Origin of the sequence: Nitriliruptor alkaliphilus DSM 45188 (genome assembly GCF_000969705.1) — a bacterium.
Taxonomy (GTDB): Bacteria; Actinomycetota; Nitriliruptoria; order Nitriliruptorales; family Nitriliruptoraceae; genus Nitriliruptor; species Nitriliruptor alkaliphilus.
Genome location: NZ_KQ033901.1, coordinates 4,725,842 through 4,739,874, shown reverse-complemented (window position 1 = coordinate 4,739,874; position 14,033 = coordinate 4,725,842). Strand labels below are relative to the sequence as shown.

Annotated in this window: 12 protein-coding genes; 9 read left to right on the top strand and 3 right to left on the bottom strand. The window is 70.8% G+C overall.

The genetic code is table 11. The features are described 5' to 3' along the window. The first annotated feature begins 119 nt into the window (after positions 1–119). Complete coding sequence (locus NITAL_RS21925) at positions 120–743, top strand: GNAT family N-acetyltransferase (RefSeq protein ID WP_052668443.1); 624 nt, start codon at positions 120–122, stop codon at positions 741–743. Continuing rightward, complete coding sequence (locus tag NITAL_RS21920; RefSeq protein WP_157042026.1) at positions 740–1,591, top strand: class I SAM-dependent methyltransferase; 852 nt, start codon at positions 740–742, stop codon at positions 1,589–1,591. The genes NITAL_RS21925 and NITAL_RS21920 overlap by 4 nt, the downstream gene beginning before the upstream one ends. A 6-nt stretch (positions 1,592–1,597) precedes the next feature. Here the strand turns inward: NITAL_RS21920 and NITAL_RS21915 are convergent, their stop codons facing one another. Continuing rightward, complete coding sequence (locus NITAL_RS21915; protein WP_169786928.1) at positions 1,598–4,150, bottom strand: ATP-binding protein; 2,553 nt, start codon at positions 4,148–4,150, stop codon at positions 1,598–1,600. 230 nt (positions 4,151–4,380) lie between these two features. Between NITAL_RS21915 and NITAL_RS21910 the strand changes: the two genes are divergently transcribed. The 3 genes from NITAL_RS21910 to NITAL_RS21900 all read left to right on the top strand — a co-directional run bounded on the left by NITAL_RS21910 (position 4,381) and on the right by NITAL_RS21900 (position 7,108). Further along, positions 4,381–4,908 (top strand): cupin domain-containing protein, encoded by a 528-nt coding sequence (locus NITAL_RS21910; protein WP_052668440.1) that lies wholly within the window; start codon positions 4,381–4,383, stop codon positions 4,906–4,908. Positions 4,909–5,037: 129 nt separating this feature from the next. Next, positions 5,038–6,222, top strand: coding sequence for a lipid-transfer protein (locus tag NITAL_RS21905; protein WP_052668439.1), 1,185 nt, complete (start codon positions 5,038–5,040; stop codon positions 6,220–6,222). A gap of 55 nt (positions 6,223–6,277) precedes the next feature. Continuing rightward, complete coding sequence (locus NITAL_RS21900; protein ID WP_052668438.1) at positions 6,278–7,108, top strand: SDR family NAD(P)-dependent oxidoreductase; 831 nt, start codon at positions 6,278–6,280, stop codon at positions 7,106–7,108. 36 nt (positions 7,109–7,144) lie between these two features. Here the strand turns inward: NITAL_RS21900 and NITAL_RS21895 are convergent, their stop codons facing one another. Further along, positions 7,145–7,771, bottom strand: a complete 627-nt coding sequence (locus tag NITAL_RS21895) for a TetR/AcrR family transcriptional regulator (RefSeq protein WP_052668437.1) — start codon at positions 7,769–7,771, stop codon at positions 7,145–7,147. Between the two features lie 176 nt (positions 7,772–7,947). On the opposite strand from NITAL_RS21895, the gene NITAL_RS21890 reads away from it, so the two are divergent. The 4 genes from NITAL_RS21890 (at position 7,948) to NITAL_RS21875 (ending at position 12,852) form a co-directional block, all read left to right on the top strand. Then, complete coding sequence (locus tag NITAL_RS21890; RefSeq protein WP_052668436.1) at positions 7,948–8,826, top strand: TIGR03619 family F420-dependent LLM class oxidoreductase; 879 nt, start codon at positions 7,948–7,950, stop codon at positions 8,824–8,826. Between the two features lie 46 nt (positions 8,827–8,872). Continuing rightward, positions 8,873–10,393 carry an AMP-binding protein gene (locus NITAL_RS21885; protein WP_052668435.1) on the top strand — a complete coding sequence of 507 codons (1,521 nt, stop codon included), beginning with the start codon at positions 8,873–8,875 and terminating at the stop codon, positions 10,391–10,393. Positions 10,394–10,514: 121 nt separating this feature from the next. Continuing rightward, the gene (locus tag NITAL_RS21880) at positions 10,515–11,615 is read left to right on the top strand and encodes an acyl-CoA dehydrogenase family protein (RefSeq protein WP_211262594.1); all 1,101 of its coding nucleotides are present in this window, start codon (positions 10,515–10,517) and stop codon (positions 11,613–11,615) included. Then, positions 11,596–12,852, top strand: a complete 1,257-nt coding sequence (locus tag NITAL_RS21875; protein WP_211262593.1) for an acyl-CoA dehydrogenase family protein — start codon at positions 11,596–11,598, stop codon at positions 12,850–12,852. Before NITAL_RS21880 ends, NITAL_RS21875 begins: the two co-directional genes overlap by 20 nt. Before the next feature lie 394 nt (positions 12,853–13,246). Here NITAL_RS21875 and NITAL_RS21870 read toward each other — a convergent pair. Then, positions 13,247–14,033, bottom strand: a 787-nt coding sequence (locus tag NITAL_RS21870; RefSeq protein WP_052668434.1) for a SpaA isopeptide-forming pilin-related protein, incomplete at its 5' end; no start/stop codon positions are given.

Here is a 14,033-nt window from a genome sequence, read left to right as displayed (position 1 = left end):
TACGTGCCAGCACGCAGGTCGACGGGACGTCCGCTCCGTAGCGTCGGAGGCGTCCGCTGCTGGCCGGTCGCATCGCCTCCGGCCAGCGGCGGGCCCCACACCCGGACAGGAGACCGACCGTGACCGCTCCGACCGTCACCACGCCGTCCGCCGCACCGTCCCCCACCGACCTGACGCAGGCGTTCGCGACCCTGACCGTGGCGTTCGCCGCGGATCCGGTGGTGCGCTGGTTCCTCCCCGACCTCGCCGACCACCTGCTGCACTACCCCGCCCTCCTCGACCTGACGGTCACCGGTGTCACACCGGCCGGCACCGTGGACGCGTCACCCGACGGGTCCGGTGCGGCCATCTGGCACGCCCCCGGTGCGACCACCGACGACGAGGCGCTCGGCACCCTGTTCGCGGACGTCGTCCACGCCGATCGACAGCCGGACGCCTTCGCCTTCCTCGAAGCCATGGCGATCCACCACCCGGACGAGCCGGTGTGGTACCTGCCCTTCGTGGGCGTCGACCCGACCTGCCAGGGCCGCGGTACCGGCTCGCGCCTCCTCCGGATCGGGCTCGAGCGGTGTGACCGTGACGGGGTGCCGGCCTACCTCGAGGCGAGCACGCCCCGCAACCGCGCCCTCTACGAGCGGCACGGGTTCGAGACGGCCGCCTGCATCCAGGTCGGCGACTCGCCGCCGCTGTGGCCGATGGTGCGGCCGGCGGGCACCGATCCGACCTGGAAGGTGGACCGATGACGACCGGACCCGACCTGGCCCCGGCGACCACGTCGCCCGGGTCCCCGGCCGAGGCGTACGAGGCCTACTACGGTCCCGCGATCTTCGGCCCGCTGAGCGAGGTGACCCTCGCCACCTGGCAGCCACCGGCCGGCACGTCCGTGCTCGACGTCGCGTGCGGCACCGGCATCCTGACCCGGCGGCTGGCCGAAGCCGTCGGTGACGGCGCCCCCGTCGTCGGCGTCGACCTGAACCCCGCGATGCTCGAGGTCGCTCGCGCGCTCGCACCGCCGCGTGATCCACCTCTCCGCTGGCTGGAGGGCGACGGCGCGGCGCTCACGCTCCCGGATCACGCCTTCGACGCCGTGACCTGCCAACAGGGGCTGCAGTTCTTCCCCGACCGTGCCGGCGGGGTCCGCGAGATGCGACGGGTCCTGCGACCGGGCGGCACCGCCACCGTCGTCGTCTGGCAGGGGATCGACCACCACCCGCTGTTCGCGGCTCTCGCCGACGTCGAGGCCCCGCTCCTGGCCAGCTACGGCCTGCCCACGACCGTCGACGAGGTCCTCGCGCCCTTCTCCCTCGGCGACGAGGGTGGGCTCACCGGCCTGTTCGAGGACGCGGGCTTCGACGACGTCGAGGTGACCGAGGCCTCGATCGTGGCGCGGTTCCCCGACCCTGACCGGTTCGTGGCGCGCCTCGAGTACGCGTACGCCGCCGTGGTGCCAGCCTTCATCGAGGACCCAGCCGCGTTCGAGGCGTACCTCGAGGCGGTCGACGCCGGTACCGCGGACGTCGTCGCCCGGTACCGCGACGGCGACCACGTCGCGGTCCCGATGCACACACGGATCGTGGTCGCCCACGCGTGATGGCGGTCAGCTGGGTGAGGCGCCCGCATGGGGATCGAGGGTCTCGTCGATGGCGGCGAGCAGGTCGGTGAGGCCGAAGGGTTTGGGCAGGAAGTGACCGTCGGCGAGCTCGTCTTCAGCGTTGACGGTGCTGTAGCCGGAGGTGTACAGCACAGCCAGGCCGGGCCAACGGCCGCGGAGGACGCGGGCGACCTCCTGGCCGTTCATGCCTGGCATGACGAAGTCGGTGATGAGCAGGTCGGGTTCGGCGTCGACGGCGCAGGCTTCGTGGCCGTCGGCGGCGGCGGTGACGTCGAACCCTTCGGCTGCCAGGGTGCTGCTGACCAGCGAGCGGATGGAGGGTTGGTCCTCCACGAGCAGGATGCGAGCGTTCTGCAAGGAACGAGGTTGGGCTCCCTCGGGGCCGGGGGGTTCGACCGGTGGTGGCGCCTGGATGGACGCGGGCAGCGTGAGGTCGATGCGTGTCCCGACGCCGACCTCGCTGTCGATGGTGATGTCGCCACCGGCTTCCTGCACCAGCGCCCAGACGGTGGCCAGGCCCAGCCCGCTGCCGAGCTCCTCGGGTTTGGTGCTGTAGAACGGTTCCAGCGCCCGGGCGCGGACCTCGGCATCCATGCCGTGGCCGGTGTCGGTGACCGAGATGCGGACGTCGTCGCCGCCGATGGGTGCGACGCGGATGTGGACCTGGCCGCCATCGGGCATGGCGTCACGGGCGTTGATGGCCAGGTTCATGATGACCTGTTCGAGCTGTTGGCGGGACAGCCGAACGGTGACGTGGTCGGGGGTGTCGGTGATGTCCACCTCGACGTGGACGTCGGTGCGCAGCAGGCTGCTGAGCAGGGGGTGCAGCTCGCGCACCACCGGCGCGAGGGGCGTGCTGGACACTGGCGTGGGGGTGCCGCGGCTGAAGGTGAGGATCTGGCGGGCCAGGCCGGAGGCGCGTGCGCTGGCGTCGCGGATGTCGGCCACGGCGCGCGTGTGGGTGGCCGGGTCGGGCTGGGTGGTGAGCACGTCGGCGTTGGTCATGACCACCGTGAGCAGGTTGTTGAAGTCGTGGGCCAGCCCGCCGGCGAGCCGTCCGACCGCTTCCAGACGTTGCGCCCTGGCGAGCTGTTCCTCCGCCTGCGTGCGGCCGATGGCGCCCTCGACCACGGCCGCCACACCCGTGATGTAGGCGACGTCCGCGTCGGCGAACGCGGCCGGTTCTCGTCGGAAGGCGCACAGCACCCCGAAGCCGCCGCCCCGACCGGCGATCGGCACGGCCACGCCGCTGGCGGGCGCCCAGTCGGCCAGCGGGCGGCCGGCCAGCCTCGGGTCGGTGGCCGCGTCGGCGATCACGGTGGGTGTGTGGTCGGTCAGGGCGATGCCGGCCAGGATGGCCGCACCCTCGGCCAGCCGCTCGGGTTCGGGCACCGCGTCGGTGCGGGCCGCACGCACGCGTAGCGCGTCGCTGGTCGGAAGCGTCTCGGCGAAGATCAGCAGCGGCGCGGGCAGGCACTCGGCGACCGTGGCCAGCGCCCGGTCGACCACGGGTTGCACCGACGTCGCCGAGATCGCCTCCGCGGCCAACCGGGTGATCGCCTCCTGCTGGCGCACCCGCACGTCCAACGCATCGCGGATGCGCCGCTGCTCGGTGACCTCGACCACGATCGCGGCGACCGCGGCCACCTCACCGTCCTTGTCGGGCACCGGGTAGTGCGACACCAGCCAGTGGCGCAGCTCCTCCGGGAAGTTCGGCGTGAACCCCGACATCTCCATCCCGATCGCCGGGACCCCGGTGTCCAGGACCTCGCGCATCAACGGGCCCACGATGGCAGCCACGTCCGGGGCCAGGTCCTCCAGGGACCGGCCGATCACCTCGTCGCGGTCCCACCCGTCGATCGCCGCCAACGCCGGGTTGCAGCGCAGGTAGCGCAGCTCGCGGTCGTACAGACCGATGCCGATCGGCGCGCTGTCCAGCACCGTGGAGAACTCCGCCAGGAGCCGGCGGCTGTCCGCCAGCGCCTGCTCCGCCCGCCGGTGCTGACGGGCGTTGTCGATCACGATCCCGATGGTGCGGGCCAGGTCCTCCAGCACCGGCAGATCCGCCTCGGTGAACCAGCGCGGATGATCGTGGTCCGAGCCCAGCGCCAGCACCCCGAAGGGCTCGCCTCGCACCTGCAACGCGATCGACGCCGCCCGGTCCATCGACGCGGTGACGATCAGGTCGCGCACGTCCGGCGGCACGACGTCGAGCGACCGCTCGAGCTTGCCGAAGTCGTCACGCAGCCTGCTGCGCCCCGTCCGGAACACCAGCTCGTGTATGGAGGGGCCGTCACGGTGCAGCGGCCGGATCGCCTCCAGCTGCCGGTAGGCCGCCTCCTTGGCCGGGTCCCGGTAGCGGATCAGGACCGAGCTGAGGGTGTTCGGGTCGTCCTCGGACTCCACGGAGACCACGAAGTACTGGGAGACGTGCGGCACGATCACGTCGGCGACGTACTCCAGCGCCGCCTCCCACCCGAGCGGCGCGCGGCCGAGCAACTGCTGGGCCTGAACCACGGCCTGCCTGAGAGACTCCACCACACCTCTCCGACGTGCACGTCGGTCTCGGAGCTGCAAGGTACTCGCTCGGGCCCCGGTCCGGAACGGGCGCGGCGACGGCACTCGTTCGAGCCAGCCGGGGTCGTCCGGGCCCGCAGGACACCACCAGGATCCTCCGACTAGTCAGCGTTGACTGTTCGCCGCCAGGTGTCTACGGTGCTGTGAGCGCGGCGCTGGCCGTGTGGAACCCGAGCCCTGCGAGGTGCAACATGGCTAGCAGCGTCTCCGACTTCACGTCCCGAGTGGTCGTCGCTGGGCTGAACGAGGACGGCCGGTCCGCGGTGGTCGTCGATGAGGTAGCGCAGACCCGTGCCCCGACCCCGGTCGTGACGATCAACGACGTGTGGCAGGTCGATGCGGTGCCCTGTCCGGTGCTGGGCGACAGCACGCTGTCGGGCACGCTCGACCTGGTGCCGCCGAAGGGCGGCGTGCTCGTCAGGGTCGCGGCGTTCCCCCCGGATGCGGAGTGGCAGGACGGCGGCGGCTACGACGAGGCGTTCAGCGCGGTGGGCGCCGAGGAGGCCGCGGTCGACGGCGAGGACGCGGGCTTCCACGCGACCGACACGGTCGACGTCGGCACGGTGGTCGCCGGCGAGCTCCACGCCGTGCTCGAGGACGGCGAGGTGCTCCTGCGGCCGGGCGACACCTTCGTCCAGCGCGGGACGCGGCACGCCTGGAGCAACCGAGGCGATGAACCCGCGATCGTGGTCTTCACGATGGTCTCCGCCACCCGCTGATCCGAGGCCGCCGACTCACGCGGCTGCCAGGACCCGCCCGCCGGGTTCGGGGATGGTCGTCGGTGCCCTCGCACGGCGGAGGCCCCGACACCGGGGGGGAGGTGAGCGTTCGACCTGGAAGGGAACCGGATGAACGATCGAGTCCAGGTGGTGGGTGTGGGCATGGTTCCCTTCGCCACTCCTCGCACGAGCCAGCCCTACGACGTGTTGGCTGAGGCGGCCATCCGGGCCGCGCTCTGCGATGCCGACCTCGACTACGAACGGGTCCAGCAGGTCTACGCCGGCTACGTCTACGGCGACTCCACCTGCGGCCAACACGTCGCGTACTCGGTGGGTATGACCGGCGTGCCGGTCGTGAACGTGCACAACAACTGCTCGACCGGGTCGACGGCCCTCTGGCTGGCACGTCAGGCGGTGGCCAGCGGGGCTGTGGACTGTGTGCTCGCCGTCGGCTTCGAGCAGATGCGACCGGGGGCGCTCGCGTCCCAGTGGGACGACCGACCGGAACCGTTCGCACGCCTCGAGGCCGTCGCCCGTGCGAGCGGCGACGTCGACGAGGATGCCCCCATGGCCGCCCGGTGGTTCGGCGGCGGCGGGGATGCGTACGCCGAGCGTTACGGCATCGACCCACGGACGTTCGCGGCCGTCGCGGTCAAGGCCCGGCAGCACGCTGCCAACAACCCGTACGCCGTCTTCCGCGATCCGGTGACGCTGGAGCAGGTCATGGCGTCGCCTCACGTCTTCGGTCCGTTGACGCGGCTGCAGTGCTGCCCGCCCACCTGCGGCGCAGCTGCCGCGATCGTCACCAGTGGCCGGTTCGCTCGACGACACGGCCTGCGCACCGATGTCGCGATCGCTGCGCAAGCGATGACCACCGACACCGCCAGCAGCTTCGACGGCGACCTGATGCGGTTGGTGGGCTACGAGATGTCGCGCACCGCTGCGAACCAGGTCTACGAAGCGGCGGGTGTCGGGCCGGAGGACATCCGGGTCTGCGAGCTGCACGACTGCTTCACCACCAACGAGGTGCTGACCTACGAAGCGATCGGACTCACCCCCGAAGGCACGGCCGACCGGTTCGTGGCCGATGGCGAGAACACCTACGGCGGCCGCGTGGTCACCAACCCCTCGGGCGGGCTGCTGTCCAAGGGACACCCGCTCGGAGCCACCGGGCTCGCGCAGTGTGCGGAGCTGACGTGGCAGCTGCGTGGGGAGGCCGAAGCACGGCAGGTCGAGGACGTGACCCACGCACTGCAGCACAACATCGGTCTCGGGGGCGCCGCTGTCGTGACGCTGTACGAGAAGGTCGGCTGAGGGCAACGGTGGGCGAGGTGTGACCCGCAGACCAGCACAGGATGGACGCGGACCGATGGGCAAGCTCGACGGCAAGGTCGCACTCGTCTCCGGCTCCGGCCGAGGGATCGGTGCCGAGATCGCGCGCAAGCTCGCGGCTGACGGGGCCAGGATCGTGGTCAACGATCTCGACGCCGACCCGGCCGAGGCGACGGTGGCTGCCATCAGAGCTGCGGGCGGCTCCGCGGTCGCGTGTGTCGGCAACGTGACCGCGGATGGCTTCGCCGAGCGGTTCGTCGACACCGCGGTGAGCTCGTTCGGGGGTCTGGACATCATCGTCAACAACGCTGGGTACACCTGGGATGCCGTCATCCAGAAGCTGTCGGACGAGCAGTGGGACGCGATGCTCGACGTCCACCTCAGAGCGCCGTTCCGCATCCTGCGCGCCGCCCAGCCGCACATCTCCTCCGCGGCGAAACGCGAGCGGGCCGGTGGCCTGTCCGCGTCCTGCCGCAAGGTCGTCAACATCTCCTCGCTGGCAGGACTCGGCGGCAACGCTGGTCAGGTCAACTACGCGGCCGCGAAGGCTGGTGTCGTCGGCCTGACCCGAGCGCTCGCCAAGGAGTGGGGGCGCTACAACGTCACCGTCAACACGGTCGCGTTCGGCCTGATCAGGACCAGGCTCACCGAGACGCCGTCCGGCGGCGGGGGGTCGATCGACGTCGACGGCCGACGTATCGCCGTCGGCGTGAACCCCGAGATCCTGGCGGCCGCCGAACGCTCGATCCCGCTCGGGCGGGCAGGGACGCCCGCGGAGGCGGCGGGTTCGGTGTACCTGCTCTGCATCCCCGAGTCGGACTACGTCAGCGGGCAGACGCTGGTCTGCGGCGGGGGCCTCGCCATGTGACGGCGCTGCCGCGGGGACGCATCCTGCGGCTGGCGTTCAGGCCTCACCGGTCAGGTAGGTGTGGGCCAGGCGCTTCCACATCGCCACGTACGAGTTGGAGGTGTGCGGCCGGGGATCGAAGCTGTAGGTGAGGGCGACACCGCGCATGCTGCTGAGCAGCAGCTCGCACAGCTCGCGGAACCGCGGGTGCGCGCTCGCCTCCGCGCCGAACACGATCGCGAACACCGCACCCGCCGATCGCGCGAACTCCAGCTCGCCGGGAAGCAGCGCGGTGCGCAGCTCGCTGTTGGTCCGGGACCCGACCCAGAGCTCGACCGTCGCCCAGTAGAAGTCGCTGTCGAAGGTGGACCAGAGGAACTCCACCGCCTCGTCGATCGTCGGGGAGCTGTCCAGCAGCTCGGCCGCGCGGGTCTTCAGGTAGGCCAGGTGGTTGGCGGCGAGGTGCTGCACAGCAGCGCTCAGCAGGTCGTCCTTCAGCGGGTAGTGGTGCAGGAGCGACCCCCGCGAGACGCCCGCACGCCGCTGGATCTCCAACGTGGTCGTTCCGGTGTAGCCGAGCTCGACGAGACAGGAGATCGCGGCATCGAGCAGCCGCGCGCGCGTCGCGTCGGCCCGCGCGATCGGCGTCGGGCGGTGGGCGCTGGCTCTGCTGGCACTGGACATGGGCGCGAGCGTACCCCGTCCGCACCCAGGCGGTCAGCGCCGACTAGTCAGATCATCCCGCCCCGGGAAGGCCATCAGGGAGCGAGAGATGGGCCTTGCAAGCGGCGGCGATCTCTGGCAGTCTGTGCTGACTAGTCAGACGATACTGCTGGTCCGCGCACTGCGAAGGAGCACCGATGAAGCTCGGGATGTGGTTCGCGAACGTGGGACCCTGGGCCTTCCCCGAGCACGCGCTCACGCTGCTCCGTGCGGCGGAAGCGTCGGGCTACGACTCGCTGTGGACCGGGGACCACCCGGTGATGGTCAAGGGCTACACCTCCCGCTACCCCTACAGCCCGAGCGGTCGGCTGATGCTGCCGGAGGAGACGCCGCTGATCGACTCCTTCGCGTTCCTCGCCTGGGCAGCCGCCCACAGCGACGCCCTGAAGCTGTGCACCGGCGTCCTGGTGCTCCCCCACCGCAACCCCGTCCTCGTCGCCAAGCAGGCCGCGTCGGTCGACGCGCTCTCCGGGGGCCGGATGGTCCTCGGGGTCGGCATCGGCTGGATGCGGGAGGAGTACGCCGCACTCGGAGCCTCCTGGAGCGACCGCGCGGAACGCCTCGAGGAGGGCATCGCGGTCATGCGTGCGCTCTGGACCCAGAGCTCCCCGGGCTTCGACGGCCGGTACCACGCCTTCGAGGGAGCCTGCTCGTACCCGCAACCTGCAGCCCCAGGGGGTGTCCCGGTCGTGGTCGGCGGGAGTTCGCTCGCCGCAGCGCGGCGGGCTGGCCGGCTCGGGGACGGCTACTTCGGACTCGCCGGCGGTGACGTGCCGCTGGAGCGCCTCCTCAAGGAGGTGCGGGCAGCCGCCGTGTCGGCCGACCGAGACCCTGACCAGATCGAGGTCAGCTGGGGCGTGGCCCCCGGGGATGACGGCTCGCTCCCGCTCTCGCGCGACGACGTCGAACGGTACGCGGAGCTCGGCGTCAGTCGCCTCATCGTGCCGCCGGTGAGCTTCGATCCCACACAGGTGGCCGCCGCGACCGAACAGTTCGTCGGTGACCACATCTCGTGAAGACCCGGCTCGACCTCGAGCCGTCGTCGGGACAGGAGGGCACGCCGTGAGCGAACCGCCGCGCATCCACTGCGGGTCCGTGACCCGCACCCACGACCAGGTCCGGGAACGGGCAGCACGGATCGCCACCGGCCTCGACGATCTCGGCGTGCAGCCCGGCGACCACGTCGCGATCGTCCTGCGCAACGACATCGCCTTCATCGAGGCCACCCTGGCGATCGGTTCGCTCGGGGCCGTCCCCGTCCCGATCAACTGGCACTGGTCCGGCGACGAGACCGCCCACCTGCTCGCCCACAGCGGGAGCGTCGCAGCTCTCGTCCACTCGGATCTCGTCCCGACGGTGCGGCGGGCACGAGACCTGCCGATCGTCGAGGTACCGGTCCCACCGGACGTGGTCGACGCCTACGAGCTGGAGCCCGACTCGACCGTGCCCACCGGTGAGCACCCGCGCCTGGACGACTGGGCCACCAGCTGTGAGGCGTGGTCCCGCCCTGCGGCACAGGCGGCGCTGAGCACCATCTACACCTCGGGGACCACCGGAGCTCCGAAAGGCATCCGCCGCGAGCCCGTCGATGCCGATCGCAACGCTCAGAACGCAGCCCTGGTCCGTGAGGTGCTGGGGCTGGCACCTGAGCACCACACCCTGGTGACGATGCCGCTGTACCACAGTGCCCCGAACGCGCACGCCATGTTCTGCCTCGCCCTCGGCATGGAGATCAGCGTGCTGCCGCGGTTCGACGCCGAGGGGATGCTCCGGCTGATCGACGAGCGCCGGATCGATCACCTCCAGGCCGTCCCGACCATGTTCGTCCGCCTGCTGCGTCTGCCGCCATCGATCCGTGCGACCTACGACCTGTCGTCCCTCGTCGCGGTCGTGCACGCGGCCGCACCGTGCGCCCCCGAGGTGAAACGCCGGATGATCGAGTGGCTCGGTCCCATCGTGCACGAGTACTACGGAGGTACCGAGAGCGGCGTCCTCACCGCCTGCACGAGCGACGAGTGGCTCGCGCATCCTGGGACCGTCGGGCGACCCGTGCGGGACGCCGTGATCCGGATCGTCGACGACCGCGGCACGCAGCTGCCAGCGGGCGAGGTCGGGCTCGTCTCGTGCAAGCCCGTCTCGAGCTGGCCGGGCTTCACCTACGTCGGCGACGCCCCGGGGAGCTCGCCGGGCGATGACGATGGCTACCTGACGATCGGCGACATCGGGCACGTCGACGAGGACGGCTACCTCTACCTCAACGACCGGGTCAACGACATGGTGATATCCGGCGGGGTGAACATCTACCCAGCCGAGGTGGAGAACTGTCTCTACGGTCTGGACGGGGTCAAGGACGTCGCCGTGTTCGGCGTGCCCGACGAGGAGTACGGGGAGGTGCTGGCCGCCCACGTCGAGGTCGCGGCCGAGGCAGCGCTGACCGAGGAGGACGTACGCGCCCACGTGGCTGGTCACCTCGCGGCGTACAAGGTCCCGAGGGTCGTCGTCTTCGATGACGCGTTGCCGCGTGAGGAATCGGGCAAGCTCTTCAAGCGTCGGCTCCGTGAGCAGTACCGGACCCCCGTGTGAGCGCTGGCGCGGGCAGCATCTCGTGAGCGCGACGGACGCTGAAGCTCCACCGCCGAGCGCCGATCGTTCGCACGTCGAGGCGATCGCTCAGCGCCTGGTGGCGCGCGTCGACCCTCGGCGGGTGGCGGTCCCCCGCTTCTTGAACGCGGTGTACGAGGCGGGCCTGGCCTGGGTCCACCACCCTGCGGAGCTCGGTGGACTCGGACTACCTCGAAACCTCCAGGTCGTGGCCGACCGCGTGCTGCGAGAAGCCGGCGGAGCGGACCCGTTCGAGCTCAACCCCATCGGCTACGGCATGGCGGCCCCGACGCTGGTCGCGCACGCCCCCGCACCGCTCAGCCAGGCACTGCTGCGGCCGCTCTTCACCGGCGAGCACATCTGGTGCCAGCTGTTCAGCGAGCCCGGGGCCGGCTCCGATCTGGCCGGGTTGGCCACGATGGCACGTCGCGACGGAGGGGACTGGGTCGTCGACGGCGAGAAGCTGTGGACCAGCCTGGCACACCTCGCGAGCTACGCGCTGTTGCTCGCCCGCACCGATCCGGACCGACCGAAGCACCAGGGCCTGACCTGCTTCGTGCTCGACATGACCAGTCCCGGTGTGGAGGTCCGGCCGCTCCGACAGATGACCGGACAGACCGAGTTCAACCAGGTCGTCCTCCACGGCGTACGGGTCCCCGATGGTCATCGCGTCGGAGCCACCGGTGATGGCTGGCGGGTCGCGATGACCACGCTCATGAACGAGCGTTCGGCGATCGGTGACGGGGCCGGGTCACGTGGCAACCGGGCCATCGACGATGCCGTGGAACTGTGGGCACGGTTCCCCCACCGTCGTACCCCCGCACTCCGCGATCGGCTCGCCGCGCTCTGGACCCGAGCAGAAGCCCAGCGGTTCACCAGCGAGCGCATGGCCCGCAGCGCGACGTCGGACCACCCCGGCCCGGAAGGTTCCATCGGGAAGTTGGTCACCGCGGAACTCAACCAGGCGATCTACCTGTTCTGCACCGAGCTCCTGGGCTGCGACGGCGTGCTCTACGACGCCTACCAGGCGCGCGACAGCGACGACAGCTCCGTGCAACAGCGCTTCCTTCGAGCCCAGGCCAACACCATCGAGGGAGGGACCTCCGACATCCTGCGCAACATCGTCGGCGAACGGCTCCTCGGCCTCCCGGGTGAGCCTCGGATCGACACCCACCGACCTTGGCGTGAGATCCCTCGTGGGTGACCCGGGAGACGATGACCTCGACCGCACGTCAGAACGGCAGGTGCTGCGCCGCGTGCTGCGGGCCTTCCTCGACCTCGCCGCCGATGAGGAGGCCGTGCGTCGTCAGATGGAGTCGGAGCTCGGGCACGACGCAGACACGTGGGCCCGCCTGGGTACCGAACTCGGCGTCCTCGGGCTCGGTGTGCCCGAGTCGATGGGGGGCGCTGGCGGCACGCTCGTGGATCAGGCGATCGCCGCCGAGGAGTTCGGGCGCGTGCTGCTGCCGGGCCCGGTGACAGGGACCCTCCACCTCGCCATCCCCGCCCTGCTCGCCCTGCCGGATCGCGAGGCAGCCGCCCGATGGCTCGGCCCGCTGATCCACGGGGAGAGGACCGCCGCGCTCGCCGTCTCCGAGCCGGGCCCGCGGTTCACCCCCGGACACGTCGAGGTGCACGCCCAGGGCGACAGGCTGACCGGCCAGGTCCGTCACGTCGTCGACGGCGCAGCAGCCGAGCTGTTGCTCGTCGCCGCCTCGACCGAACGAGGTCTCGGTCTCTTCGCCGTCGAGGAGGCCGAGCGGACCCCGCAGTCCACCATGGACCTGACCCGGCGACGGGCACACCTGCGGTTCGACGGCACGCGAGGACACCTCCTGGCCGGCCCGAGTGACGCTCCGGCCGTGCTCGACCGCGCCTTCGCCGTCGGGAGCGTGCTGCAGGCGGCAGGACAGGCCGGCGGGGCACGCCACCTGCTCGACATCTGTCTCGCCTACGCGACGACCCGGATGCAGTTCGGGCGGCCGATCGGTTCGTTCCAGGCGGTCAAGCACCGGTGCGTGGACATGCATCTGCTCGTCGAACGAGCCCGGTCGACCGCCTACCACGCAGCCCAGGTGCTGGTGACCGCTCCGGCAGCCTCGGTCATCGACGCGAACATCGCCCAGGCGGTGTGCTCGGAGGCCTACCAGCAGGTCGCCTCGATGGCGATCCAGGTCCTCGGCGGCATCGGGTTCACCTGGGACCACCCCGCTCACCTCTACTTCAAACGCGCCGTCACCGATGCCGCCACGCTGGGCAGCGCGGCCGACCACCGTGCGGTGATCGCAGCCTCGGTCCTCGACACCGCCGAGCCCACGTGGCAGCTGGCGGTGTCGGGCCACGCCGGGAACCCACCCAGGCCTCGGAGCCATGATCGGCGCCCTCGGTCTGCCGACGCTCTACCTGACGGAGGGCGGTTACGCGGGGGACCGACCCCGTGAAGTGCTGCACGGGCGCGAGGCGGCGCTCGCCCCGCACCCTCACGACGGCCTGAGCACGGGACGTCCGGGCACCTCGACCTCACCGAGACCGAAGGGTTCGCGGCTGTTCTCAGCGGCACAACACACCGGGACGTCCCGGATCTGCTCAGGTTCGTGGTGAGCGCGGCGAAGAGGCTGGTGACTGCGAGCCGGCGCCAAGACAACGAGAACCCTGATTCCGAATGGAAGGTCCTCGTGGATTCACGGAACGTCTCCATCGAACCGCGCAGGGTCGTACGTCCGGCAACCGACCGGCTGCGCCGCAGTGAGGGGCGCCCGCTCGGCCCGGACGTCACCGGACGTGCGGCTGGGGTACGCACGCGGATCCTCCCGGCGCGTACCCCAGCGGGCTGCCTCAGTCGCCCGGACCGCCGTTGCTGATGCTGATCGTGCACTGGTGGTCACCGAGTGGCAGGTGATCGAGCTCGAGCGCTTCGTCCGCGTCGGTCCCGGTCAGCTCCTCACCGAGCCCCTCGCCGCAGTCGATCGTGGCGTTGGTGAACCCGGTCTCGTTGAAGAACAGCACCTGGACCCGAGACAACGGTTCGTTCTCGAAGTGCAGCTCGACGTCGGTGTCGAGCGCCACCTTGAACGTCTGGCAGTCCGCGCCGGTCCAGTAGTCGCTGTCGTCCGGCGTACGGGTCTCGCACACCGTGTAGGTCTCGTCCACCTCGAGGATCTCCGCGTCGAAGTTGGTCTCACCGTCGGAACCCGTCGTGCTGGTCGCCACGACCGTTCCCTGGTCGTCGGCGCCGAGGTAGAGCGTGTACTCGAAGCCGGCCAGCGGGGTGGTCGAGCGCACGAGATCGCCCTCGTTATTCAGGGTCAGCTTCCACTTGGTGACGGTCAGGTCGACCGGTGCGGGCTTGTTGTCGATCGTCTTGTCCGGCCCGTCGGCGCCGCCGATCAGACCGTCTCCGTCGACACGCTGAGCACACGTCTCGGTGCTCGACGTGGAGACCGGCACGTCGTCGTTGGATAGGAACCCGGTCGGGGATTCCTCGACGAGCCAGTAGTCGCCGGGGATCAGGTCGTCGATGCAGTAGAAGTGGCGGCCGTCGGCCTCGGTGTAATCGAGGTCGTCGACCTTGTCGCCCGGCTCGCCCGCGTCGTCCTCGTGGAGCGCGAACTTCGCCAGGTTG